Source organism: Massilia sp. SYSU DXS3249 (assembly GCF_053668055.1).
Map to the genome: position 1 here is coordinate 273,749 of NZ_JBSIPX010000001.1, position 23,312 is coordinate 297,060.

The 23,312-nt window shown below is 66.7% G+C and carries 23 protein-coding genes and 1 tRNA gene; 15 read left to right on the forward strand and 9 right to left on the reverse strand.

The window, feature by feature from the left end; translation table 11 throughout:
• Positions 1–37: 37 nt before the first annotated feature.
• Entirely contained in the window at positions 38–1,204 is a 1,167-nt protein-coding gene (locus tag ACWCIA_RS01225; protein ID WP_454160185.1) for an ABC transporter substrate-binding protein, read from the reverse strand.
• Positions 1,205–1,401: 197 nt separating this feature from the next.
• Between ACWCIA_RS01225 and ACWCIA_RS01230 the strand changes: the two genes are divergently transcribed.
• On the forward strand, positions 1,402–2,502 hold the full coding sequence (locus ACWCIA_RS01230; RefSeq protein ID WP_454160187.1) for a porin: 1,101 nt from the start codon (positions 1,402–1,404) through the stop codon (positions 2,500–2,502).
• On the opposite strand, the gene ACWCIA_RS01235 is transcribed toward ACWCIA_RS01230, so the two are convergent.
• Positions 2,499–3,347 (reverse strand): IclR family transcriptional regulator domain-containing protein, encoded by an 849-nt coding sequence (locus ACWCIA_RS01235; protein ID WP_454160189.1) that lies wholly within the window; start codon positions 3,345–3,347, stop codon positions 2,499–2,501. The genes ACWCIA_RS01230 and ACWCIA_RS01235 overlap by 4 nt on opposite strands.
• A 197-nt stretch (positions 3,348–3,544) precedes the next feature.
• Between ACWCIA_RS01235 and ACWCIA_RS01240 the strand changes: the two genes are divergently transcribed.
• The 8 genes from ACWCIA_RS01240 (at position 3,545) to ACWCIA_RS01275 (ending at position 10,900) form a co-directional block, all read left to right on the forward strand.
• Positions 3,545–4,210, forward strand: a complete 666-nt coding sequence (locus tag ACWCIA_RS01240; protein ID WP_454160191.1) for a 3-oxoacid CoA-transferase subunit A — start codon at positions 3,545–3,547, stop codon at positions 4,208–4,210.
• A gap of 8 nt (positions 4,211–4,218) precedes the next feature.
• Positions 4,219–4,878 (forward strand): CoA transferase subunit B, encoded by a 660-nt coding sequence (locus ACWCIA_RS01245; RefSeq protein ID WP_454160559.1) that lies wholly within the window; start codon positions 4,219–4,221, stop codon positions 4,876–4,878.
• Entirely contained in the window at positions 4,875–6,077 is a 1,203-nt protein-coding gene (pcaF, locus tag ACWCIA_RS01250; protein WP_454160193.1) for a 3-oxoadipyl-CoA thiolase, read from the forward strand. Before ACWCIA_RS01245 ends, pcaF begins: the two co-directional genes overlap by 4 nt.
• Before the next feature lie 88 nt (positions 6,078–6,165).
• Positions 6,166–7,032, forward strand: a complete 867-nt coding sequence (locus ACWCIA_RS01255; protein ID WP_454160195.1) for a branched-chain amino acid ABC transporter permease — start codon at positions 6,166–6,168, stop codon at positions 7,030–7,032.
• A complete protein-coding gene (locus tag ACWCIA_RS01260) occupies positions 7,029–8,087 on the forward strand; it encodes a branched-chain amino acid ABC transporter permease (RefSeq protein ID WP_454160197.1) in 1,059 nt (352 codons plus the stop codon). Before ACWCIA_RS01255 ends, ACWCIA_RS01260 begins: the two co-directional genes overlap by 4 nt.
• Positions 8,084–8,839: an ABC transporter ATP-binding protein gene (locus ACWCIA_RS01265; RefSeq protein WP_454160199.1), complete on the forward strand. Its 756-nt coding sequence runs from the start codon at positions 8,084–8,086 to the stop codon at positions 8,837–8,839. Before ACWCIA_RS01260 ends, ACWCIA_RS01265 begins: the two co-directional genes overlap by 4 nt.
• Entirely contained in the window at positions 8,832–9,533 is a 702-nt protein-coding gene (locus tag ACWCIA_RS01270) for an ABC transporter ATP-binding protein (protein ID WP_454160201.1), read from the forward strand. Before ACWCIA_RS01265 ends, ACWCIA_RS01270 begins: the two co-directional genes overlap by 8 nt.
• A 212-nt stretch (positions 9,534–9,745) precedes the next feature.
• Positions 9,746–10,900: an ABC transporter substrate-binding protein gene (locus tag ACWCIA_RS01275; protein WP_454160561.1), complete on the forward strand. Its 1,155-nt coding sequence runs from the start codon at positions 9,746–9,748 to the stop codon at positions 10,898–10,900.
• 152 nt (positions 10,901–11,052) lie between these two features.
• Here the strand turns inward: ACWCIA_RS01275 and ACWCIA_RS01280 are convergent, their stop codons facing one another.
• Positions 11,053–11,520: a MarR family winged helix-turn-helix transcriptional regulator gene (locus ACWCIA_RS01280; protein WP_454160203.1), complete on the reverse strand. Its 468-nt coding sequence runs from the start codon at positions 11,518–11,520 to the stop codon at positions 11,053–11,055.
• A gap of 182 nt (positions 11,521–11,702) precedes the next feature.
• On the opposite strand from ACWCIA_RS01280, the gene ACWCIA_RS01285 reads away from it, so the two are divergent.
• Positions 11,703–12,746, forward strand: a complete 1,044-nt coding sequence (locus ACWCIA_RS01285; protein ID WP_454160205.1) for an aromatic ring-hydroxylating dioxygenase subunit alpha — start codon at positions 11,703–11,705, stop codon at positions 12,744–12,746.
• Complete coding sequence (locus ACWCIA_RS01290) at positions 12,743–13,699, forward strand: PDR/VanB family oxidoreductase (RefSeq protein WP_454160207.1); 957 nt, start codon at positions 12,743–12,745, stop codon at positions 13,697–13,699. The genes ACWCIA_RS01285 and ACWCIA_RS01290 overlap by 4 nt, the downstream gene beginning before the upstream one ends.
• 96 nt (positions 13,700–13,795) lie before the next feature.
• On the opposite strand, the gene pcaCD is transcribed toward ACWCIA_RS01290, so the two are convergent.
• The 4 genes from pcaCD to pcaH are packed head-to-tail and all read right to left on the reverse strand — an operon-like array spanning position 13,796 to position 17,734.
• The gene (gene pcaCD, locus ACWCIA_RS01295; protein ID WP_454160208.1) at positions 13,796–15,058 is read right to left on the reverse strand and encodes a bifunctional 4-carboxymuconolactone decarboxylase/3-oxoadipate enol-lactonase PcaCD; all 1,263 of its coding nucleotides are present in this window, start codon (positions 15,056–15,058) and stop codon (positions 13,796–13,798) included.
• A 19-nt stretch (positions 15,059–15,077) separates the two neighbouring features.
• Complete coding sequence (gene pcaB / locus ACWCIA_RS01300) at positions 15,078–16,472, reverse strand: 3-carboxy-cis,cis-muconate cycloisomerase (protein ID WP_454160210.1); 1,395 nt, start codon at positions 16,470–16,472, stop codon at positions 15,078–15,080.
• 37 nt (positions 16,473–16,509) lie between these two features.
• Complete coding sequence (locus tag ACWCIA_RS01305) at positions 16,510–17,031, reverse strand: protocatechuate 3,4-dioxygenase (RefSeq protein WP_454160212.1); 522 nt, start codon at positions 17,029–17,031, stop codon at positions 16,510–16,512.
• A gap of 10 nt (positions 17,032–17,041) precedes the next feature.
• On the reverse strand, positions 17,042–17,734 hold the full coding sequence (pcaH, locus tag ACWCIA_RS01310; protein ID WP_454160214.1) for a protocatechuate 3,4-dioxygenase subunit beta: 693 nt from the start codon (positions 17,732–17,734) through the stop codon (positions 17,042–17,044).
• Positions 17,735–17,880: 146 nt separating this feature from the next.
• Here pcaH and ACWCIA_RS01315 point away from each other — a divergent pair, with 146 nt between their 5' ends.
• Positions 17,881–18,651: an IclR family transcriptional regulator domain-containing protein gene (locus tag ACWCIA_RS01315; RefSeq protein ID WP_454160216.1), complete on the forward strand. Its 771-nt coding sequence runs from the start codon at positions 17,881–17,883 to the stop codon at positions 18,649–18,651.
• On the opposite strand, the gene ACWCIA_RS01320 is transcribed toward ACWCIA_RS01315, so the two are convergent.
• Positions 18,617–19,558: a helix-turn-helix domain-containing protein gene (locus ACWCIA_RS01320; protein WP_454160218.1), complete on the reverse strand. Its 942-nt coding sequence runs from the start codon at positions 19,556–19,558 to the stop codon at positions 18,617–18,619. The genes ACWCIA_RS01315 and ACWCIA_RS01320 overlap by 35 nt on opposite strands.
• 124 nt (positions 19,559–19,682) lie before the next feature.
• On the opposite strand from ACWCIA_RS01320, the gene ACWCIA_RS01325 reads away from it, so the two are divergent.
• The 3 genes from ACWCIA_RS01325 to ACWCIA_RS01335 all read left to right on the forward strand — a co-directional run bounded on the left by ACWCIA_RS01325 (position 19,683) and on the right by ACWCIA_RS01335 (position 22,650).
• Positions 19,683–20,849 carry a 4-hydroxybenzoate 3-monooxygenase gene (locus ACWCIA_RS01325; protein ID WP_454160220.1) on the forward strand — a complete coding sequence of 389 codons (1,167 nt, stop codon included), beginning with the start codon at positions 19,683–19,685 and terminating at the stop codon, positions 20,847–20,849.
• A gap of 184 nt (positions 20,850–21,033) precedes the next feature.
• Complete coding sequence (gene mhpT, locus ACWCIA_RS01330) at positions 21,034–22,263, forward strand: 3-(3-hydroxy-phenyl)propionate transporter MhpT (RefSeq protein ID WP_454160221.1); 1,230 nt, start codon at positions 21,034–21,036, stop codon at positions 22,261–22,263.
• A gap of 126 nt (positions 22,264–22,389) precedes the next feature.
• Positions 22,390–22,650 carry a hypothetical protein gene (locus ACWCIA_RS01335; RefSeq protein ID WP_454160222.1) on the forward strand — a complete coding sequence of 87 codons (261 nt, stop codon included), beginning with the start codon at positions 22,390–22,392 and terminating at the stop codon, positions 22,648–22,650.
• Positions 22,651–23,091: 441 nt separating this feature from the next.
• On the opposite strand, the gene ACWCIA_RS01340 is transcribed toward ACWCIA_RS01335, so the two are convergent.
• Positions 23,092–23,178: transfer RNA gene (locus ACWCIA_RS01340), tRNA-Leu, on the reverse strand.
• Between the last annotated feature and the right edge of the window lie 134 nt (positions 23,179–23,312).

Here is a 23,312-nt window from a genome sequence, read left to right on the forward strand (position 1 = left end):
CAACCCAGCCGAGGCGGGTTGGCGGTGTCCGAGCCGCTTACTTCCCCGGATCCTTCTGATCCTTGAACTGATCAAACTCCACGTTATACGGCTGCCCATTCACCATCTCCACCTTGCGCACGTACACCGTCTGCACCACGTCGCGCGTCGCCGGGTCGATGGTGATCGGCCCGCGCGGGCTCTGGATCTTCATCCCCTTGAGCACCGCCATCGCCTTGGCGCCGTCGATCTTGCCGCCGAGCTTGTTGCTGACCTGGTAGATCGCGTTCATGCCGTCGTAAGCCGCCACCGCCATGAAGTTCGGGCGGCCGCCCTGCGGGTTGGCTGAGGCGAAGCTCTTCAGGAAGGCGTCGTTCTCGGGCGACTTGTGCGCGGCCGAGTAGTGGAAGGTGGTGATCACGCCCAGGGTGTTTTCGCCCATGGCCGGCAGCACGTGGTCGTCGGTCAGGTCGCCGGTGGCGATGACCTTGATGCCGGCGGCGGCCAGGCCGCGTTCGCGGTAGCCCTTCATGAAGGCGATGCTCTGCTCGCCGGCGGGCACGAAGACGAACACGGCGTCGGGTTTCGCGTCCTTGATGCGCTGGATGAAGGGGGCGAATTCCGGGTTGCGCAGCGGGACGCGGATGGCTTCCGCCACCTTGCCGCCGTTCTTCACGAAGCGGTCGCTGAAGGCCTTTTCGGCATCGATGCCGGGGCCGTAGTCGGCCACCACCGTTGCCACGGATTGGATCTTGTTCTTCAAGGCCCAGTCGGCCATTGGCGCCGAGATCTGCGGCAGCGTCATCGAGAAGCGGGCGATGTAGTCGGACTTGGTGGTGATGACCGACGTGGCCGCGTTCATGATGATCATCGGCTTTTTCGCCTGCTGGGCGATCGGAGCGACGGCCAGCGCTTCGGGCGTCAGGCCGAAGCCGGCCAGGAAGTCGACCTTGTCGCGCACGACCAGTTCCTGGGCGAGGCGCTTGGCCACTTCCGGCGCCGGGCCTGTGGTGTCCTTGTAGATGAGCTGGATCTTCTTGCCCGCGACCTTGTCGCCGTGCTGGGCCACCCAGGCGTTGATGCCGCCCTGCATTTGCTTGCCATAGTCGGCGAAGGGCCCGGAGAAGGGGGCGATGACGCCGACCTTGATGGTGTCCTGCGCCTGGGCGGCGGGGACGAAAGCGAAAGTAAGGGCGCAAGCGGTTGCAAGCATCGTGAACTTCATGTCTGTCTCCTCTGGTTGGTCTTGTCGGTTGTTCCGGAGCGCCCCGGGCAGCGGCGTGTCGTTATCACAACTGCATCATAACTGTCGCAAGCATATTGTTGACAACTTTCCGTGACAACCATAGTATCCATTTTGCGTTCGATTAACAACCTCTTGTTCGGTAATCGCACACGCTACAACAAACTCACGGAGACAACATGAAGAACACCATCTGCAGCGCCGTCGCGCTGATGTGCGGCATCGCTGCCGCCTCTGCCACCGGCGCCGTCCAGGCCCAGACCTCGGTCCAGATCTACGGTATCGTTGACAGTGGTTTTGCGCGCATGACGAACGTCAATAGTGCGGGCGACTCCGTCACCAAGATGCCCTCGCTGACCAGTTCCTTCCCGTCGCGCATCGGTTTCCGCGGCACCGAGGACCTCGGCGGCGGCCTGCAGGCCTTCTTCGTGCTGGAAAACGGTCTGGCGATGGACACCGGCACCCAGCAGCAGGGCGGCCGCCTGTTCGGCCGCGCGGCGAACCTGGGCCTGAAAGGGGCGTGGGGGACGGTCACGTTGGGACGCCAGCAGAACATGACCTATATTTCGGGCCTGAAGACCGACGTGCTGGGGCCGCACCTGTTCGCCATCGGCAGCATCGATCCCTATCTGCCGAACGCGCGCAGCGACAATGCGATTGGCTACATGGGCAACTTCGGCGGCTTCGTGCTGGGCGCCACCTACAGCCTGGGCCGCGACGGTTCAGCCGCCGGCGGCCCCGCCGCGACGAATTGCGCCGGCGAAGTGCCGGGCAATTCCAAGGCCTGCCGCCAGTACACCGGCCTGGTCGGCTACGAGACCAAGGCCTTCGGCCTGAATGCGTCCTACGACCGCATGTACGGCAACACGGGCGCTGCCGGCGGCCTGACCAGCAGCGCGAACACCGACACCCGCACCACCGTCAACGGCTACCTGATGCTGGGCCCGACCAAGCTCGGCGCCGGCGTCATCGCGCGCGACCTGAAGGCCGCGACCGGCCCCCTCGAATCGAATCTGTATTACTTCGGCGCCAGCCACCCGATCGGCGCCTTCACGATCGACGCCCAGGTCGCGCGCCGCGACACCAAGAACTCGGAATCGGACGTGGACATGCTGGTCGCGCGCCTGACCTACGGGATGTCGAAGCGCACCTTCGTCTACACGGCGGTCGGCCGCATCGACAACGACGGCACCTCGGCGGTGGCGCTGGACGCGGGCGGCACCGTCGGCGCCGGCCTCGCCCAGACCGGCGTCATGGTCGGCCTGCGCCACCACTTCTAAGGCAGCAGCACCGCGAGTTCCTGCGCGCCCCGTTGCAGGACGGGCAGGAACTCTTCCCGCATCCGCTCGTTGCTGATGCGGGCCGCCTGGGCGCCGACGTTCAGCGCCGCCAGCACCTGGCCCGAGGCGCCGCGCACCGGCACCGCGATCGAGCGCAGGCCGAGTTCGAGTTCCTCGTCGTTGATGGCGTAGCCGTCCTGGCGAACGTTCGCGAGGATCTCGCGCAGGCGCTTTTGTGAGGTCACGGTCTTGTCGGTCATCGCCTTGAGCTTTACGCGCGCGAAATAGGCGTCGAGCTCCTGGGGGGCGAGGTGGGCCAGCATCACCCGTCCGAGCGAGGTGCAGTAGGCCGGCAGGCGGCTGCCGGTATTCAGGGCCACCGACATCACGCGCGAGGCGGCCGAGCGCGCCACGTACAGTACTTCGCCGTCGTCGAGCACGGCCAGCGAGCAGGATTCGCCGAGTTTCTGGCTGATGGCGTTCAGATAGGGCTGGCTCGACACGGTCAGCGGCGTCGACGACAGGTAGGAGTAGCCGAGCGTCAGCACCTTCGGGCGCAGCGAAAAATTGTTCAGTTCGGCGTCGACATAGCCGAGCTGCTGCAGCGTGTACAGGCAGCGGCGCACGGCCGCGCGCGGGATGCCGGTCTTCTGGCTGATCTGGGCGATGGTCTGGGGTTTGCGCGAATCGCTGAAGGCCTGCACCACGGCCAGGCCGCGCGCCAGCGAAGTCATGAAGCTGGGGTCGGTCAGGGCGTCGATCTGCTCGGCGATCGTCGGTTCGCGGTCGTCCGGCGCGTCGCCGTCGAGGATCTCGTTGGAGGGTGTCGTTGTCGAATTTGTCATGGCGCGATTTTAAAGCAGGGCAGGGCGCTTCGATTGGTCTTTTTTCTTGACCTTTCGGCCAGCGTGCTACTACACTGGGTTGGGCGGTAATCAATCATTAGTGCGATTATCGAACAACGCCTCATTTATTTCAACTGCGTTTCAAGCGCGCCGGCCGGTCCCGGCGCGCGACAGGGTGGAAACACCAAGGTGAAAACATGATCGACAAAACCTATGCATCGCTGGAGCAGGCCGTCGCCGACGTGCACGACGGCGCGACCGTCATGATCGGGGGCTTCGGCAACGCCGGCATGCCATCAAAGCTCATCGACGCGCTGATCGCGCAGGGCGCACGCGACCTCACGATCGTCAACAACAACGCCGGCAACGGCGAAACCGGCCTCGCCGCGCTGCTGAAGGCCAAGCGCGTGCGCAAGATCATCTGCTCCTTCCCGCGCCAGGCCGACTCGCATCATTTCGATGCGCTCTACCGCGCCGGCGAGATCGAGCTCGAACTGACGCCGCAGGGCAACCTCGCCGAGCGCATCCGCGCCGCGGGCGCCGGCATCGGCGGTTTCTTCACCCCGACGGGGTATGGCACGCTGCTGGCCGAGGGCAAGGAAACGCGCCTGATCGACGGCCGCCACTATGTGCTGGAAGCGCCGATCCACGCCGACTACGCGCTGATCAAGGCGCTGCGCGGCGACCGCTGGGGCAACCTGGTGTACCGGAAGACGGCGCGCAACTTCGGCCCGATCATGGCGATGGCCGCCAAGACCACCATCGCACAGGTAGCCGACATCGTTCCGCTCGGCGAACTCGACCCCGAAGTGATCGTCACGCCGGGCATTTTCGTCCAGCGCGTGGTGAAGGAGGCAGCATGAGCCAGGTATTGAACCGATTCAGCCGCGACCAGATCGCCGCACGCGTGGCGCAGGACATCCACGAGGGCGCCTACGTCAACCTCGGCATCGGCCTGCCGACCAAGGTCGCCAACTTCCTGCCGCGTGAGCGCGAAGTCTTCCTCCACAGCGAAAACGGCCTGCTCGGCATGGGCCCCGCGCCCGCGCCTGGAGAGGAAGACGAAGACCTGATCAACGCCGGCAAGCAGCCGGTGACCCTGCTGGTCGGCGGCGCCTATTTCCACCACGGGGATTCCTTCGCAATGATGCGCGGCGGCCACCTCGACATCTGCGTGCTGGGCGCCTTCCAGGTCTCGGAAAAGGGCGACCTGGCCAACTGGCATACCGGCGCGCCGGACGCCATTCCCGCCGTCGGCGGGGCGATGGACCTGGCCATCGGCGCCAAGCAGGTGTTCGTGATGATGGATCACCAGACCAAGACGGGCGAGAGCAAGATCGTCCGCGAATGCACCTACCCGCTGACCGGCGTCGCCTGCGTGAACCGCATCTACACCGACCTGGCCGTGCTCGACGTGACGCCTGCAGGACTGGCCGTGCGCGAGATGGCGCCGGGCCTGACTTTCGATGAGCTGCAGTCCGCCACCAGCGCGCCCCTGCTGTCGCCAACCGACCAAGGAGCACAAGCATGACCGACGCTTTCATTTGCGATGCAATCCGCACCCCGATCGGCCGCTACGGCGGCGCCCTGAAGGACGTGCGCGCCGACGACCTCGGCGCGGTGCCGCTGCGCGAACTGGTACGCCGCAACCCCGGTGTCGACTGGACGCAAGTCGACGACGTCATCTTCGGCTGCGCCAACCAGGCCGGCGAAGACAACCGCAACGTGGCGCACATGTCGTCCTTGCTGGCGGGACTGCCCCCGGAAGTCGCCGGCACCACCGTCAACCGCCTGTGCGGCTCCGGCATGGACGCGATCGGCATCGCCGCGCGCGCCATCAAGGCCGGCGAAACCCGGCTCATGATCGCCGGCGGCGTCGAGTCGATGACGCGCGCGCCCTTCGTCATGGGCAAGGCGGAATCGAGCTTCTCGCGCCAGGCCACCATCTACGACACCACCATCGGCTGGCGCTTTCCGAACAAGCAGATGAAGCACCTGTACGGCACCGACTCGATGCCGGAGACGGCCGAGAACGTGGCCGTCGACTACAAGGTGTCGCGCGAGGACCAGGACCGGTTTGCGCTGGCGAGCCAGCAGAAGACGGCGCGCGCATGGAAGGAAGGCCTGTACAAGGACGAAATCGTGCCGGTGCTGATCCCGCAGAAAAAAGGCGACCACATCGCCTTCGAGCAGGACGAGCACCCGCGCGAAACGAGCATCGAAGCGCTGGCGAAACTCAAGGGCGTGGTGCATCCGGAAGGCAGCGTCACCGCCGGTAACGCTTCGGGCGTGAACGACGGGGCCTGCGCGCTGCTGCTGGCCAGTGCGGAGGCGGCGCAGCAGTTCGGCCTGACGCCACGCGCCCGCGTCGTCGGCATGGCCACGGCCGGCGTGCCGCCGCGCGTGATGGGCATCGGCCCGGCGCCTGCCACCAAGAAGCTGATGAAACAGCTCGGCATGACGCTCGACCAGATGGACATCATCGAGCTGAACGAAGCCTTCGCCTCGCAAGCCCTGGCGGTGCTCCGAGAACTCGGCATTGCCGACGACGATCCAAGGGTGAACCCCTACGGCGGCGGCATCGCCCTCGGCCACCCGCTCGGAATGAGCGGCGCGCGCCTGGTGACGACGGCCATGTACCAGCTGCACCGCACCGGCGGCCGCTACGCCTTGTGCACCATGTGCATCGGCGTCGGGCAGGGCATCGCCATGGTGATCGAACGGGTCTGATCCGGCGCGTGCAGTAGAAACCGCAGTAAAAATACGATAAGCAGGAGACAAGCATGAACCAGCACGACATCACAAGCAGGAGGCAGCCATGATCGGTAATTTCATGGGGGTGCTCTTCGACGGGATTGCCTACGGCAGCCTGTTGTTCCTGATTAGCGTCGGCCTCTCGGTGACGATGGGCCTGATGAACTTCATTAATTTGGCGCACGGCGCCTTTGCCATGGTCGGCGGCTACGTCTGCGTGACCCTGCTGCAGAAGCTGGGGATGCCCTTCCTGGCCACGCTGCCGGTCGCCTTCCTCGTCGCCGCCGTCGTCGGCCTGGTCCTCGAGCGCACGCTCTACCGCCAGCTGTACCAGGCCACCCACCTCGACCAGGTGCTGTTCTCGATCGGCCTTACCTTCATGGCCGTGGCCGGCGCCACCTTCCTGTTCGGCCCGACCCAGCAGCCGGTCAACCTGCCGGACTGGCTGCGCGGCCAGGTGCACGTGCTGGGCCTGGACCTGGGCTCCTACCGCCTGTTCCTGATCGCCGTCGTGGTGCTGGTCACGCTGGGGCTGTACCTGCTGATCGAGCGCACCCGCTTCGGCGCGCAGATCCGGGCCTCGGTCGACAACCAGACGGCCGCCGCGGGCCTTGGCATCAACGTCAGCCGCGTGTTCAGCCTGACCTTCGCGCTCGGTTCGGGCCTGGCCGGCCTGGGCGGCGGCCTGGGCATCGACGTGCTCGGCCTCGACCCGAGCTTCCCGGTCAAGTACATGGTCTACTTCCTGCTGGTCGTGGCCGTCGGCGGCGCCGGCTCGATCAAGGGGCCGCTGATCGCCGCGCTGATCCTCGGCGTCTTCGACGTCGCCGGCAAGTACTACGTGCCGGAAGTGGGGGCCTTCGTCATCTATACGCTGATGGTGGTGCTCCTGATCCTGTTCCCATTCGGTTTAGTGCGGAGGAAAGCATGAGGGCTTATTCGAATTCGGCCGCCCAGGCCAACACCCCCGCGCCCGAGGCCGTGCGCGAAGCCGGCCCCGCCGGCGCCGTGAACCGGTCCGCGCTGCGCCTGCCGAACGACCGCTGGAAGCCGCTGGAAATCGCGTTCTGGCTGCTGCCGGTCGCGTCGTATTTCCTGTTCCCGGACTACCTGGTGCTGGTCAGCCAGATCATGATCATCGGCCTGTTCGCGCTCTCGCTCGACCTGATCCTGGGTTACGCCGGCATCGTGTCGCTCGGCCACGCGGCCTTCTTCGGGCTCGGCGCCTATACGGCCGGCCTGCTGTCGGTGCACGGCTGGGGCGAACCGGTCTCCGGCCTGTTCGCCGGGGCCCTGGTGGCAGGCGTGGCAGGCTTCATCGTCAGCTTCCTCGTCGTGCGCGGCCAGGACCTCGCGCGCCTGATGGTCACGCTCGGCATCGGCTTGATGCTCTTTGAAGCGGCGAACAAGGCGGCCTTCATCACCGGCGGCGTCGACGGCCTGTCGGGCATGGTGATGGGGAACCTGTTCGGCGCCTTCGAGTTCGACTTGTACGGCAAGACGGCCTTCTGGTACAGCTTCGGCGTGCTGTTCATCCTGTTCGTCGCGATGCGGCGGCTGGTCAACTCGCCCTTCGGCCTGTCGCTGCGCGGCATCCGTGAAGGCGGGCGCCGCATGCCGGCCATCGGCGCGAATGTCGACCGCCGCCTAAAGGCCATCTTCACCGTCAGCGCCGCCGTTGCCGGCGTGGCCGGTGCGCTGCTGGCGCAGACCACCCAGTTCGTGGGCCTCGACGTGCTCGGCTTCCCGCGTTCGGCCGAGCTCCTGATCATGCTGGTGCTGGGCGGGACCGGGCGCCTGTACGGCGCGCTGATCGGCGCGGCCGTGTTCATGGTGGCCCAGGATTACATCTCCGGGCTCGATCCGGCCTACTGGCAGTTCTACATCGGCCTGCTGCTGGTGCTGATCGTGCTGTTCGCACGCGGCGGCATCCTGGGCGGCCTCGAAAAGATCGTCGCAAAATTCAAACGCAAGGAGGCAGCATGAACGACAACACCCTGCGTACCGAAGGGCTGTCCAAGCAGTGGGGCGGTTTCAAGGCGAATACCGATATCTCGCTGACCTTCGTGCCCGGCGCGCGCCACGCGCTGATCGGCCCGAACGGCGCCGGCAAGACCACCTTCATCAACCTGCTGACCGGCGGCTTCCCGCCGACGAGCGGCAAGGTCTTCCTGGGCGGCCAGGACATCACCAGGCTGCCCCAGCACGAACGGGTGAAGCTGGGCATGACGCGCACCTTCCAGATCAACACGCTGTTCGCGGGCATGACCGTGCTCGAATCGGTGGTGCTGGCGATCTGCGAGCGCCGCGGCCTGCAGAAGGTGTGGTGGAAGACGGTCGAGAAGCACCTTGAGGTCGTCGACGAGGCGATGGCCCTGCTGGCCACGCTGAAGCTGACAAAGGAAGCGAACTCGATTACCCGCAGCATGGCCTACGGCAAGCAGCGCCTGGTCGAGATCGCGCTGGCGCTGGCAACGCAGCCGAAGATCCTGCTGCTGGACGAACCGGCGGCCGGCATCCCGTCGGCCGAGAGCAAGGAATTGTTCGAGGTCATCGCCGGCCTGCCGCGCGACGTCACCGTGCTCTTCATCGAACACGACATGGGCCTGGTCTTCCGCTTCGCCGACCGCATCACGGTGCTGGTAGGCGGCAAGGTGCTGACCGAGGGGACGCCGGCCGAAATCGCGGCCGATCCGCGCGTAAAAGAAGTGTATCTGGGGGAGGTCGAACATGCCTGAATTACTGGCCCTGGACAGGGTAAGCGCCGGTTACGGCGAATCGATCGTGCTGGAGGACGTGTCGTTCACGATGAACGAGGGCGACAGCCTGGCCCTGCTGGGCCGCAACGGCGTCGGCAAGACCAGCCTGCTGGTCACGCTGATGGGACTGACGCGCCTGCACAAGGGAACGATCCGCTGGGCCGGCGGCGACATCGCGCGCGTGCCCACCTATAAACGCTCGCGCGCCGGCCTGGGCTGGGTGCCGCAGGAGCGCCACATGTTCCCCTCGCTCACGGTCGAGGAGCACCTGACGGTGGTGGCGCGGACCGGGCCGTGGAACCTGGCGAAAATCTACGAGATCTTCCCGCGCCTGCACGAGCGCCGCGCCAACATGGGCAACCAGCTCTCCGGCGGCGAGCAGCAGATGCTGGCCATTGCCCGCGCCCTGATGACCAACCCGCGCATCCTGCTGCTCGACGAGCCGATGGAAGGCCTGGCGCCGATCATCGTGCAGGAACTGGTGCGCGTGATCCGCCGCCTGGTGGCCGACGAAGGCATGTCGGTGATCGTCGTCGAGCAGCATGCGCGCCTGGCGCTGTCGCTGACCTCGCGCGCGATCGTGCTCGACCGCGGGCGCATCGTGCACGATTCGGATTCGGCCAGTTTGCTGGCCGATGGGGAGAAGCTCGACCGGCTGGTGGCGGTGGCATAAGTATTTGTCGGGTGGACGGCTCTGCCGTCCACGCGTCGATCGTTATCGGCTCCGTGATCGCGCGGGATGATCTTGCTGCCAACTATCGACGCGTGGACGGGGGACCCGTCCACCCTACCGCACCGTATCGGTTTTACCAAAGCGCCCATGGGGCGCACTCATAAAAACAGGAGACACACGTGTTGAACAAACTGAACAAAACCCGCCGCCACATCGTCCTCGGCGCAGCCGTCGTATCCGCTGGCCTGGCTTCAAACCTGGCCCACGCCGCCGAACCCCTGAAGGTCGGCCTGATCGTCCCGATGTCCGGCCCCTTCGCCTCGACCGGCCGCCAGGTCGATGCTGCGGTCAAGCTGTTCCTGCAGCAGAACGGCAATACGGTCGCCGGGCGCCAGGTGCAGGTGATCCTGAAGGACGATGGCGGCGTGTCGCCCGACGTCACCAAGCGCCTCGCCCAGGAACTGGTCGCGCGCGACAAGGTGCAGGTGCTGGCCGGCTTCGGCCTGACCCCGCTGGCCTTCGCCGCCGCCCCGGTCGCCACGCAGGCCAAGGTGCCGATGATCGTCATGAACGCGGCCACCTCGGTGATTCCGCAGCGTTCGCCCTACATCGTGCGCACCGGCTTCACGCTGGCCCAGGTGACGGCGCCGATGGCGCAGTGGGCGGCGAAGAACAAGATCAAGTCGGTCGTGACCTTCGTCTCCGACTACGGCCCGGGCATCGACGCCGAAAAGGTCTTCGTCAAGGACTTCACCAAGGCCGGCGGCAAGATCGTCGCGTCCCTGCGCGCCCCGCTGCGCAACCCCGACTATTCGCCCTTCCTGGCGCGCGTCAAGGATGCGAAACCGGATGCGCTGTTCGTGTTCGTGCCCTCGGGCGAGGGCGCCGCCGTGCTCAAGCAGTTCACCGACCGCGGACTGGCGCAAGCGGGCATCCGCCTGATCGCCACCGGCGACGTGCTCGACGACGACCTGATGCCGAGCATCGGACCGGCCGCCCTGGGCGTGGTCAGCAGCCACCACTATTCGGCGGCCCACCCGTCGCCCGAGAACAAGGCCTTCGTCGCCGCCTTCACCAAGGCGAACAAGGGCATGCGCCCGAACTTCCACGCCGTCGGCGCCTACGACGGCATGCAGCTGCTGTACGCCGCCCTCAAGAAAACCAGCGGCGACAGCAGCGGGCCGAAGCTGATCGAAGCGATGAAAGGGCAGTCCTGGAACAGCGTGCGCGGCCCGGTGACCATCGATCCGGCCACGCGCGACATCGTGCAGACGGTGTATATCCGCAAGGCCGAGCAGGGTGAGGGCGGGGTGTTCAACGTCGAGTTCGACAAGGTGGAGAAGTTCAAGGATCCTGGCGTCGAATAAGCCGCCGCGAGTCCGGAACGCATCCCGTAGGGTGGGCACTTGTGCCCACGCGGATCAAATGCACCACGCACGGCACAGGCAACCGCCCCACGTGCGCCTGCAATCGGTGTTCGGATTAGGCCGCGATTGTTCACATGGTGAACCGCGTGGACTCAGGAGTCCACCCTACCGCTGCGCACGGCCAGGGGCGCTCGGCTCTGCTCGTTATTCGCATGCACGAGCTTGGCCAGCAAGCCCATGAACACCCGCTGCTCTTCCAGGCTCAGGGGCTCGAGCAAACGTTCGCGCAAGCGCTGCGCCCCGGGCACGAGTTCCTCCAGCAGGCGCGTACCCGCCGCCGTAATGCTCAGCGCCCGCTGCCGCCGGTTATGCGGAATCACCCTGCGCTCGAGCAGCCCTTTTTCCTCGAGCCGCGCGCACACCGTGGCCCCGGTCGAGGTATCGATGGCCGCCAGCCCACTCAGGGAAACCTGGTCGATCCCGGGATGCTCGGCCAGCCGGCTCAGGATCGCATACTGCACGGGCGTCAGTTCGCTGCCCATTTCGTCGTAAAAAATCGACACCGAAATCTGCTGGGCCCGCCGCAACAGGTGGCCCGGGTGTTCGTATAGATCGAGCATCGAGCCCCGCATCGAGCTTCCGGTATCGCGTGCTTTTTCTGTCGGCATAGTTCCAGTCGATAAGTGTGCAGGGCAGCACCAAAAAAGTTTGAAAACGCAGTTTACTTCGTCGCGCAAACGCGTGATACTTTTCTCACATTCAGTACACTGAATATTAAGCACATACACCAAAGGAGACAAGGATGTTCCCGAAAAACGCTTGGTACGTGGCCTGCACCCCCGACGAGATCGAAGGCAAGCCGCTGGGCCGCCAGATCTGCGGCGAAAAGATCGTGTTCTATCGCGGCCAGGGCGGCAAGGTGGCCGCGGTCGAGGATTTCTGCCCGCACCGCGGTGCGCCGCTGTCGCTCGGCTTCGTCCGCGAAGGCAACCTGGTCTGCGGCTACCACGGCCTGGAAATGGGCTGCGAAGGCAAGGCGATCAGCATGCCGGGCCAGCGCGTGCGCGGCTTCCCCTGCATCCGCAGCTATGCGGTGGAGGAGCGCTACGGCTTCATCTGGGTCTGGCCGGGCGACAAGGCACTGGCCGATCCGGCCGCCATCCACCATCTCGAGTGGGCGGAGAATCCGGAATGGGCCTACGGCGGCGGCCTGTACCACATCAATTGCGATTACCGCCTGATGGTCGACAACCTGATGGACCTGACCCACGAGACCTATGTCCACGCGTCCTCCATCGGCCAGAAGGAAATCGACGAGGCGCCCGTGACCACCAAGGTCGAGGGCGAGCAGGTGGTCACCAGCCGCTTCATGGAGAACATCATGCCGCCGCCGTTCTGGCAGGCAGCCCTGCGCGGCAACGGCCTGGCGGACGACGTTCCGGTCGACCGCTGGCAGATCTGCCGCTTCAACGCGCCGAGCCACGTGATGATCGAAGTCGGCGTCGCCCATGCGGGCAAGGGCGGCTACCATGCCCCGGCCGAGCACAAGGCGTCCTCCATCGTGGTCGACTTCATCACGCCCGAAACGGAAACCTCGCACTGGTACTTCTGGGGCATGGCGCGCAACTTCAAGCCGCAGGATGCCGAGCTGACGAACACCATCCGCGAAGGGCAGGGCAAGATCTTCAGCGAAGACCGCGAGATGCTGGAACTGCAGCAGCAGAACATCCTGCGCCACCCGGAGCGCAAGCTGCTGATGCTGAACATCGACGCCGGCGGCGTGCAGTCGCGCCGCATCATCGACGCCTGGCTGGCGAAAGAGCAGCCGCAAGGGGTGGCGGCATGAGCACGATCGAAGTCCGCGTCGCGGGCAAGACTAACGAGGCCGACGGCATCTGCAGCTATGAGCTGGTGCGGGTCGATGGCGGGGCGCTGCCGGCCTTCGAAGCCGGCGCGCACGTGGACGTGCACCTGCCGGGCAGCCTGGTGCGCCAGTACTCGCTGTGCAATGCGCCGGCCGAGACGCACCGCTACCAGATCGGCGTGCTGCGCGACGCCGACTCGCGCGGCGGCTCCGAGGCGATGCACGACCACATCGAGGTCGGCTCGGTCCTGCAGATCAGCGAACCGAAGAACCATTTCCCGCTGGTGGAGGCACAGCGTACCCTGCTGCTGGCCGGCGGCATCGGCGTCACGCCGATCCTGGCGATGGCCGAAGCGCTGGCCGCAAAAGGCGCGGCCTTCGAGCTGCATTACTGCGCCCGCTCGCCGGAGAAGGCGGCGTTCAAGGCGCGCCTGGGCGAAACACGGTTTGCGGGCCTGGTCCAGTTCCACTACGACAGCGGCGAGCCGGCGCAAAAGCTCGACCCGCCGGCACTGCTGGCCACGCCCGATCCGGGAACCCACCTGTACGTGTGCGGCCCCCAGGGCTTCATCGAGTTCGTGCTGGGAACGGCGAAGGCCCAGGGCTGGCCGGCCGCGCAACTGCACGTCGAGTACTTCAGCGCGGCGGCAGTCGATACGAGCGGGGACCAAGCCTTCGACGTGAAGCTGGCGTCCAGCGGCAAGGTGGTGACCATCCCGGCGGGGCAGACCGTGATCAAGGTGCTGGCGGAGCAGGGTGTCGACATCCCGTACTCGTGCGAAGAGGGCGTGTGCGGCACCTGCCTCACCCGCGTGCTGGAGGGCGTGCCGGATCACCGCGACATGTATTTGACCGAAGAGGAACAGGCGGCGAACGACCAGTTCACGCCATGCTGCTCGCGTTCGAAGACGCCTATGCTGGTGCTGGATTTGTAGCCGTACGGCTGAGCAAGGGTTTCAAAACGCGTAGGGTGGACGGGTCTCCCGTCCACGCGTTCAAGCGCGGTCGCGCAGCCGTCCACCCCAACGGGTCTAGAGCCCGGCCACGAACCCGACGACGCTTTTCGCAAACGCCTCCGGCTGCTCGATTGCGCTCAGGTGCGATGCCTCGCCCAGCACCTCCAGCCGCGCGCCGGGGATGGCGTCGGCGAGCACTTGCGCCATCGCCACTGGCGTTCCCTGGTCCAGCTCTCCGGCAATCACCAGCGTCGGCACGCCGATCTGCCCGAGGCGCGCCGCCGTGTCGACCTTGCCGACCGCGTCGCAGCAGCCGACATAGCCGATGGCGTCGGTGCTCACCAGGCGGCGCCGGTAGCGGGCCACGGTGGCGGGCTTGTGTGCGCGGAACCCGTCATGGAAATAGCGTCCCATGACCGCATCGGCGATCGCCTCGATCCCCTGTTCGCGCACGGTCGCAATGCGCTGCTCCCACACTGCGCGCGCCGCCTCCGGGTAGCCGCCCGTGGTGTTGGCCAGTACCAGGGCGCGTACCAGCGCCGGATGGCGCAGCGCCAGTTCCTGGCCGACCATGCCGCCCATCGACAGCCCGACCCAGACCACCGGCCCGGTGTCGAGCTCGCGCAGCAGGCGGGCGGCGTCGTCGGCCAGGTCCGCCATCGCGTACATGGCGTCCGGCGCGTCCGAGCTGCCGTGGCCGCGGTGGTCGTAGGCGATGACGCGGCAGTCCGCCGCCAGCGTGTTGGCCAGGCTGTCCCACATCGTCAGGTCGCAGCCCAGGGCGTGGCTCAGTACGACCGTGTGGCGCGGCGCCTTGCCGCTCCTGGGCTCGCGCACGCTGTAATGCAGGGCCGGCACGCTGGCGGTGCGGCCCTCGCGGCCGATGCCGGGATGGGCCGTGGCCGCGGGCGCCGCCGGTTCCAGCGTGTAGCCGATCTGCTCGCCCACTTCGCGCAGGATCTGCTGGGTGTGGGTGAAGGCCGTGTTCGCGGCCGGCACGCCAGCGTAGATCGCCGACTGCATCAAGATTTCCTTGATCTCGTCGGGCGTGAGCCGGCTGCCTTCCGTGCCCAGCAGGGCGGCGCGGATGTGCAGCTCGAACTCTTCCCAGCGCCCCAGGGCGATCGTGATCGACAGGACGATGGCGCGCCGCGTCTTGTGGTCGAGGCCGGGGCGGCCCCAGATCTCGTTCCAGGCGAAGCGCGTGATCAGGTTCTGGAAGTCGGCGTTGAAGCTGGTGGCGTTGTTCAGCGAACGCTCGACCCAGGCGTCGCCGAGGACGCTGCGGCGGTTCTGCAGGCCGCGTTCGAAATCGTGGTCAATCGGGTCGAAACTCATGCGCGTTGTCTCCGTGGATTCACTCGTGGAATGGATGGGTTGCGTCCAGTGCGGCCATGCGCTCGCGCAGGCCCTGCAGCTGGCGTTCGGCGAGGCGGCGCGCCGGCGCGGCGGCTGCCGCCGGGTCGAACAGGGCGGACAGTGTCGCCAGGTCGATGTGACCAGCGAGCGCCGGGTCGGCCTGCACAGCCTCGGCCAGCAGGGTGTGCAGGTCGGTGCCGCCGGACCCGGCGCGCCGGGTCAGCGCTTCCAGCATCGCATGCGCCTGCGGGCGGCCGATGGCGCCCGCGAGGTAGCTGGCCGCGGACTCCGCGAACACCAGCCCGTGCAGCGCGTCGATATTGCGCCGCATGCGACCGGCGTCGACCTCCAGCCCGGCGAACGCGTCGTTCAGCGCGCGCAGGGCGCCGTGGGCGGACAGGAACAGCTTCGGCCATTCTGCCAGCTCGGCCTGCCAGTTGCCCAGCCCGCGCTCGTGCTGCTGGCCCATGCAGGCGAGCAGGGCGGCCGCGTGCTGGGGCGTGCGGCTGGCGCCCGCCAGCGCGATCATCGACGACACCGGATTGCGCTTGTGCGGCATGGCCGACGAACCGCCGCGGCCGCCGCCCGAGGGTTCGGCCAGCTCGGCGATTTCGCCCTGCGCCATCAGGCTCAGGTCGGTCGCGAGCTTGCCGAGGCTGCCGGTCAACACCGCTACTTCCAGCCCCAGGCGCACCCACTCGTCGCGCTGGGTGTGCCAGGCCGCGTCGGCGACCTTCAGGCGCAGCTCGCGCGCCATGCGCTCGGCCACGGGCCCGCCTTGCTCGCCCAGCACCGACAGCGTGCCGACCGCGCCGCCCAGCTGCAGCTGCAGCGCGCGCGCGGCCGCGGCGCGAATCTGCTCGCGCGCACGCACCAGCGGCGCGAGCCAGCCGGCCAGCTTGAAGCCGAAGCTCGTGACCTGGGCCGGCTGCATCAGGGTGCGCGCCAGTACCGGCGTGGCCAGGTGCCCTTCGGCGAGGGCCAGCAGGTGCCCGGCCAGGTCGTGCAGGCCGTCGTCGAGCAGCTGCAGGGCCTCGCGCGTGACCAGCACCATGGCGGTGTCGATCGCGTCTTGGCTGGTGCTGCCCCAGTGCACATGGCGCGCGGCGTCCTCGTCGTACAGCGCCACCGTCCGGGTCAGCTCCTTCACCAGCGGGATCGCCAGGCTGCCGGCGCGGCGGGCGGCGTTGATCAGCGCCGGGATGTCGTACAGCTGCGCGTTGCACACGCCGGCGATGGCGCCGGCCGCCGCCTGCGGGATCAGGCCTTCCGCGGCCTGGGCGCGCGCCAGCGCCGCTTCGAAACGGAACATGGCCTGCACGACCGCCTCGTCGTCGAAGGCGGCGATCATGTCCGTCGTGGTCAGGAAACTGTCGAAGATCGATATGCTCACGCCCGCTCCTGTTCTGTGCCCGTCGTGCGTGCGCTCGTCATACGTAATCGAAGAAGGCGGTTTCCTTCTCGGTCTGCATCCAGATGTCCCAGCGGTACTCGCCATCGCCGCTCTTGCGGGCAAGCAGGGTGGCGCGGCGCGCTTCCGGCACCTGGTTCAGGATCGCCGACTGCGCCAGGCCGGTGTCATCCTCGAGGAAGACGGCGGTGAACTGGTGCTTCGTGAGGCCGCGCGCGAAAACGGTCACGTACATGACCGGCTCGCCGCGCGTGGCGCCCTGCGGCAGCGAAATGCGCAGGCTGAATTCGCCCGCTTCGCCGCTCGGCACGCGGCGGAAACACGGGATCGGCAGGCCCGATTCGGCGTCGGCGGCATCCGGCGTCCAGGCTTCGATCTGCGCGTCGTTGATTGGTGCGCCGTTGCCGTCGTAGATGATGCCGCTGACCAGGATGGTCGGCGCGCTCGACTGGAGGGAGGCTGGGGTGCAGGCGTCGACCGCCCATTGCCAGGCTTCGTGCGAGAACGGGCCGACGGTTTGCGAGGTGGTGATCTTGCTCATGGCGTTCTCCTTACAGGCCCATCGGCGTTGCGTTGCGTCCGCGCAGGACGATATCGAATTCGTAGCCCAGCATGTCGCCGCCGACGGTCTCTTCCATGCTGAAGCGCGACACCAGGCGCTGGCGGGCAGCTTCGTCCGGAATGCTCTGGAAGATCGGATCGTAGTCGAACAGCGGGTCGCTCGGGAAGTACATCTGCGTGACGAGGCGCTGCGCGTACACGTTGCCGAACAGGGAGAAGTGGATGTGCGCCGGACGCCAGGCCTTGTCGTGGTTGCCCCAGGGGTAGGGGCCCGGCTTGATGGTGACGAAGCGGTAGCGGCCGTCGTCGTCGGTCAGCATCTTGCCGAGGCCGAAGAAATTCGGATCGAGCGGCGCGGCGTGCTGGTCCTTCTTGTGCCAGTAGCGGCCGGCCGAGTTCGCCTGCCAGACTTCCAGCAGCGAGTTGCGCACCGGCTTGCCGTCCTCGTCGACGACGCGGCCGGTGACCACGATCTTCTCGCCCAGCGGCTCGCCCTGGCCGTGCTGCGTCAGGTCTGTATCGTTGGGCAGCAGGATGCGCGGCGTCGCCACGATGTTCTGCGTCACGGGGACCGGCGCCTCGATGCGCAGCATGGGCTGCTTCGGCCCGCGCGGCACGGTCGATTTGTAGGCTGGGTAGATGAGCTCGGGGTAAACGCCCGGTTCGATGATGTCGAATTTCACGGCCTTGTCTCCTTGGTTGGACTGGTAGCGACCGGAAAATGGTAGGACAGCCCATGCGGCGCCACAAGCGGCCCGTGCAGCGCGGCATTCGCAATGCGCACATATTGTGCGATACTCGCACAAATCCTCTTCTTTTTATGCGCACGATGGACGAACCCGAGCTGCCGGACGAACGCGACCTAGTCGCCGGACTGGAAAAAGGCCTGAAAGTGATTGAGGCCTTCGACCAGGAGCGTTCGCGCTTGAGCATTGCCGAGGTCGCGAGCGCGACCGGCCTGACGCGTGCGGCCGCACGCCGCTACCTCATCACGCTGACCCACCTCGGCTACATGCGCCATGAAAACAAGCTGTTTTCTCTGACGCCCGCCGTGCTGCGCCTGGGGCAGTCCTACCTGCACTCGGCGCGGCTGCCGCGCATTGCGCAGCCGCTGCTGTACCGGCTCGCGTATTCCCTTGGCGAGGCCGCCTCGGTCGGCGTGCTCGACCACGACCAGCTGGTCTGCGTCGCCGCCGTCAGCGCGGGGCAACTGGTGTCCGCAACGCTGCAGCCCGGCACCCGCGTCCCGGCCTGGTGCACCGCCAACGGGCGCATGCTGCTCGCCAGCCTGCCGCAGGCGCAGGTCGACGCCTTCCTCGAACGGGCTGAGCCCGAGCAGATCACCCAGCACACCATCGTCAACCGCGAACGCCTGGCGCTGGAGATCGCACGGGCGCGCGCCCAGGGTTATGCCCTGGTCGACCAGGAGCTCGAACTCGGCCTGCGCACGATCTCGGTACCGCTCCGGAACTTCCGCGGCGACGTGGTGGCGGCGATGAACGTCAGCGTCCATGCCGGGCGCCTGCCGGCCGCGCAAATGGTGGAGCGCTGCCTGCCGGCGATGATCAAGATCCAGGTGGAGCTGGGAGCCTTGCTGTGAGGCCGGTCCCGCTCTCACTGCGCTGCCGGAACTGCTTCGGCGTCAGGCCGACCAGTTTCTTGAACAGGCGGCTGAAGTAAGCCGGATCCTGGAAGCCGAGTTCGTAGGCGATGCTGGCGATGCTTGCCGGGATGTAGGTCAGCTTGCGGCAGGCTTCGAGCATCAGGCGCTCCTGGGTGATCTCGAATGCCGACTTGCCGGAGAGTTTGACGCACAGCCGGTTCAGCCGCACCGGCGCCACCCGTAGCAGGGCGCAGTACTGGCCCACCGTCCACTGCTCCTTGTAGTGGCGTTCGACCTCGACCCGGAACCGGCTGAAGAGCTCGAAGTCGCCCCGTCCGGACTGGTCGGCCATGCGGCGCTCGGCCTGTGCCCGCACCAGCATCAGAAGGGTGCTGCGGGCCAGCCATTCGAGCATCAGCGTGTGGCCCTGGCGCGGCCAGGCCGCTTCGAGGATGAGGTTTTGCAGCAGCCCCTCGATCCGCGCAAGCATGTCCGGCACCGCCCCCAGCGGGATGGCGAGCGGCTGCACGAACAGCGAGGAAAACAGGTCGCCTTCGTGGCCGGCGGCGGCGAACAGCATGTGCTGGTCGATCGTCAGCACGTAGCCATGGGCGGCCTCGGAAAAATCGAAACCGTGGGGCAGCGCGGGGTGTATCGTCAGCGCCACCGGTCCCTCGCACTCCCACAGGGCATCGTCGATGTTCGCCCGTACCTTCCCGCCGAGTAAAAAAAGTACCTGAAACAGTCCGGTATGGGTATGGGTGCCGATGTGCCAGTCGTACTGCCGGCTGCGCGTTTCGATCAGCTCGATGTGCACCGCCTCGGCATCGGTGCCCCGCGTGAGCTCGCCGTAGAGGGCGAATTGGGGAATGGCGGCGGGAGGTGCGGACTGGATCTGCGGCATGGGCTGGAGTTTCTTGGAAGGCTAGAGGTGTCAAAATAGTACAAGTCTTTTCGCATTTGATCCATTCAATTCGGTGCGGGCACGAACTACGATGGAAGTCATAACAACCCCATTCGGAGACATCATGCGCACCCAGGTAGCCATCATCGGCGCCGGCCCGGCCGGCCTTCTGTTATCCCACCTGCTGCACCTGCAGGGCATCGAATCGGTCGTGCTCGAGACGCGCAGCCGCGCCGACATCGAGGCGACCATCCGCGCCGGCGTGCTCGAGCAGGGCAGCATGGACATCCTCAACGAAGCCGGCGTCGGCGAACGCATGCGGCGCGAGGGCGCGCTGCACCACGGGTTCGAATTCGCTTTCGGCGGCCGGCGCCACCGCGTCGACCTGCACGAGCTCACCGGGCGGGCGATCACGGTCTATCCGCAGCATGAAGTCATCATCGACCTGGTGGCGGCGCGCCTGGCGGCCGGCGGCGACCTGCGTTTCGAGGTGAGCGAGGTGGCGCTGCACGACATCGACAGCGCGCGTCCGGCGGTGAGCTTCGTGCACGGCGGCGAGCCCCAGCGCATCGAGGCCGACTTCATCGTCGGCGCGGACGGCTTCCACGGGGTGTCGCGGCCGATGTTCCCGGCCGGGACCCGCGAAGACTTCCAGCGCACCTACCCCTTCGGCTGGTTCGGCATCCTGGTCGAGTCCGAGCCCTCGTCCGACGAACTGATCTACGCACAGCACGAGCGCGGGTTCGCGCTGGTCAGCACCCGCTCGCCGACCGTGCAGCGCCTCTACTTCCAGTGCGACCCGCACGACAAGGTCGACAACTGGTCGGACGACCGCATCTGGTCCGAACTGCATGCGCGGCTCGAACACAACGATGGCTGGAAGCTGAAGGAGGGCAGGATTTTCCAGAAAGGGATCATCGGCATGCGCAGCTTCGTCTGCGCGCCGATGCGCTCCGGCCGCCTGTTCCTGGCCGGCGACGCCGCCCACATCGTGCCGCCGACCGGCGCCAAGGGCATGAACCTGGCCATCTCGGACGTGCGCCTGCTGTCGCAAGCCCTGGCCGATTTCTACCGGCGCGGCACGGAGGAGGGGCTCGACGGCTACTCGGAGGCGGCCCTGAAGCGGGTCTGGCGCGCCGAATATTTTTCGTGGTGGATGACGCGCCTGCTGCACACGTTTGCCGATGCGTCGCCATTCGATCGCCAGATGCAGCGTGCCGAGCTCGAGTGCGTGGTATCGTCGCGCGCAATGCGTACCGCGCTGGCTGAAAACTACGTGGGCGCGTTCTGAGCGAGGCCGGTGACGACAAGATTTTTTCGAATTTGCCTTGCAGGCCAGGCCATGGCGGGAATTATCAGGTTAGAATCAGGGTGCCTGATAAATGGCGAATGCCGCCGGCTTCACCCGGTGTAGCGGCGCGCTCGCCCGCCCCATAACGGATGGCCCGCAGAGGCCACACGATTCGGAGACAAGCATGACTACACGAGGCAACCTGCCACGCGGCAGCGCAACGATCGCGCTGTGCTTTATCACCGCCCTGCTGGAAGGGCTGGACCTGCAATCGACGGGCATCGCGGCCCCCGGCATCGGCGCGGAATTCAAGCTCGCGCCCGCCATGATGGGCTGGGTGTTCAGCGCGGGCCTGGTCGGCCTGCTCCCCGGCGCCTTCCTCGGCGGCTGGCTGGCCGACCGCGTCGGCCGCAAGACCATGCTGGTCTGGGCCGTCCTGCTGTTCGGCGTCTTCTCGTTCGCGACCGCCTACGCCTGGGATTACCAGAGCCTGCTCGCGGCGCGCGTACTCACCGGCCTGGGCCTGGGCGCGGCGCTGCCGCTCCTGATCGCACTGGCTTCCGAAGCCGCCCACCCCTCCGTACGCAGCACGGCGGTGGCGCTGACCTACTGCGGCGTGCCGCTCGGGGGCGCGATCGCCTCGGTGATCGGCATGGCCGATTTCGACGCGGGCTGGCGCACGATTTTCTATGTCGGCGGGCTGGTGCCGGTTGCGGTGGCCCTGCTGCTGTATTTCATGCTGCATGAGTCGGCGAGCTTCCGCCACGATGCAGGAACCCGGACCGCGGCCGAGCGCAGCGTGTCGCAGCTGTTCGCCAAGCGGGTGCGCAACTCGACCCTGCTGCTGTGGGTCGCCTGCTTCTTCACGCTGACCGTGCTCTACATGCTGCTGAACTGGCTGCCTTCGCTGCTGATCGGCCAGGGTTATTCCCGGGCCGAGGCCGGTGTCGTCCAGATCCTGTTCAACATCGGCGGCGCGGCCGGCTCGATCATGAGCGGCCGCATGATCGATCGCCAGCGCGCGGCGCTGGCAGTCGGCATCGCGTATGTCGGCATGTTGCTGTCGCTTGCGGGCCTCGGCCTGTCGGCCAGCTTCAGCCTGATGCTGCTCGCCGGCTTCGCGGCAGGCTATTGCGCGATCGGCGCCCAGGCCGTGCTGTACGCCCGCGCCCCGGCACTGTATCCGACGGCGATCCGGGCCACCGGCGTGGGCGCGTCGGTGTCGGTCGGCAGGCTGGGCGCGATTGCCGGTCCGCTCGTGGCCGGCCAGGTCCTGGCCGCCGGCGCGGGCGTCGCAGGGGTCATGCTTTCGGCGGCCCCGGGGCTCGTCGTGGCGGCCATCTGCGCCTCGAAACTGTCGCAGGACGACGACCCGACGAAGCTGCCACGGGCAGGGGCTGCGCAGGCGTCATAGGAGGCGGGCGCCGGGAGTCAAGGTATTCCTGGCGCTTATCGTGGACATCACGAACCGAAAGTTTATTTATAGCTCCGAGGAATTTATACTGCATCGCAACATCGCAGTGTTTACTCGGAGATATGAATGACTAGTGCAACGATCCACCCGGCGCCGAACAAGGGCCTGCGCGACTACCTCGCCGGCCTGTCGGCAAGCATGCGCGGCCTGTCGGAAGGCCTCTTCGCCGCGCACGGCGGCTGGCTGGCCGAGCGCCAGAACCGTGTCAACAAGGCCGCCGCAGCGGCCGAACAGCAGGACCGCGCCGCACTGTTCGCGCTGGCTACGCGGGCCGATGCGCACTCGCCAGGCCTGGCTGCCGAACTGCGCCATCTCGCCAACCGCTGAACAGCGCTTGTCTTAACCGCTGTCGCCGGGTCTTTTTCGCCAGGTCGGCGGCGGTCTTTTCTTCGAATTCCGGCACGCGGATCCATGCCACGCCCGGAGACGGGGTGCGCAGCCTCGCCGTAGCCTTGCACTTGGCCTTGAGTCGAATGCCGGCTGATTTTCCACGACCGTTCATCTCCAGTTCGGCGAGGTTGTCCTTCTCCAGGTATCGCGAATGCGCGTCGAGCGAGGCGAGCATGTCGCCAATGGCGCCGCCGGGCAGCTTCCTGTCGTCGGACAGGACGGCGACGGTCTCGCCTGCGCAAGTGGTTCGCGCAAAAATTGACGGGTTCGTTCAGATTTCGTGGGGAAGTGTGCAGCCTATGCGACGCGTTGCGGAATTCCGGCCCAATTGCGGAAAGACTGCCTGTGCACTGCATTCATCGAAACACGCATGAATGCTGGTGCCCGGAGCCGGGATCGAACCGGCACGCCCTTTCGAGCACGGGATTTTAAGTCCCGGGTGTCTACCAGTTTCACCATCCGGGCAGCGGGCAGAATTCTAGCACAGGCTGGCCATGTCGGGTCAGGATTGCAACATTCCAACGCCATGTGCGGCTGCGGCGGGGCCGGCAGCGGCCGTGCTCTTCAGCCCGGCCAGCGAATGGTGTAGCATGCCTGCC

Coding starts and splice junctions, on each gene's coding strand:
- ACWCIA_RS01225 (WP_454160185.1), bottom strand. CDS start 1,204: ATGAAGTTCACGATGCTTGCAACCGCTTGCGCCCTTACTTTCGCTTTC.
- ACWCIA_RS01230 (WP_454160187.1), top strand. CDS start 1,402: ATGAAGAACACCATCTGCAGCGCCGTCGCGCTGATGTGCGGCATCGCT.
- ACWCIA_RS01235 (WP_454160189.1), bottom strand. CDS start 3,347: ATGACAAATTCGACAACGACACCCTCCAACGAGATCCTCGACGGCGAC.
- ACWCIA_RS01240 (WP_454160191.1), top strand. CDS start 3,545: ATGATCGACAAAACCTATGCATCGCTGGAGCAGGCCGTCGCCGACGTG.
- pcaF (WP_454160193.1), top strand. CDS start 4,875: ATGACCGACGCTTTCATTTGCGATGCAATCCGCACCCCGATCGGCCGC.
- ACWCIA_RS01255 (WP_454160195.1), top strand. CDS start 6,166: ATGATCGGTAATTTCATGGGGGTGCTCTTCGACGGGATTGCCTACGGC.
- ACWCIA_RS01260 (WP_454160197.1), top strand. CDS start 7,029: ATGAGGGCTTATTCGAATTCGGCCGCCCAGGCCAACACCCCCGCGCCC.
- ACWCIA_RS01265 (WP_454160199.1), top strand. CDS start 8,084: ATGAACGACAACACCCTGCGTACCGAAGGGCTGTCCAAGCAGTGGGGC.
- ACWCIA_RS01270 (WP_454160201.1), top strand. CDS start 8,832: ATGCCTGAATTACTGGCCCTGGACAGGGTAAGCGCCGGTTACGGCGAA.
- ACWCIA_RS01280 (WP_454160203.1), bottom strand. CDS start 11,520: ATGCTCGATCTATACGAACACCCGGGCCACCTGTTGCGGCGGGCCCAG.
- ACWCIA_RS01285 (WP_454160205.1), top strand. CDS start 11,703: ATGTTCCCGAAAAACGCTTGGTACGTGGCCTGCACCCCCGACGAGATC.
- ACWCIA_RS01290 (WP_454160207.1), top strand. CDS start 12,743: ATGAGCACGATCGAAGTCCGCGTCGCGGGCAAGACTAACGAGGCCGAC.
- pcaCD (WP_454160208.1), bottom strand. CDS start 15,058: ATGAGTTTCGACCCGATTGACCACGATTTCGAACGCGGCCTGCAGAAC.
- ACWCIA_RS01305 (WP_454160212.1), bottom strand. CDS start 17,031: ATGAGCAAGATCACCACCTCGCAAACCGTCGGCCCGTTCTCGCACGAA.
- ACWCIA_RS01315 (WP_454160216.1), top strand. CDS start 17,881: ATGGACGAACCCGAGCTGCCGGACGAACGCGACCTAGTCGCCGGACTG.
- ACWCIA_RS01320 (WP_454160218.1), bottom strand. CDS start 19,558: ATGCCGCAGATCCAGTCCGCACCTCCCGCCGCCATTCCCCAATTCGCC.
- ACWCIA_RS01325 (WP_454160220.1), top strand. CDS start 19,683: ATGCGCACCCAGGTAGCCATCATCGGCGCCGGCCCGGCCGGCCTTCTG.
- mhpT (WP_454160221.1), top strand. CDS start 21,034: ATGACTACACGAGGCAACCTGCCACGCGGCAGCGCAACGATCGCGCTG.
- ACWCIA_RS01335 (WP_454160222.1), top strand. CDS start 22,390: ATGACTAGTGCAACGATCCACCCGGCGCCGAACAAGGGCCTGCGCGAC.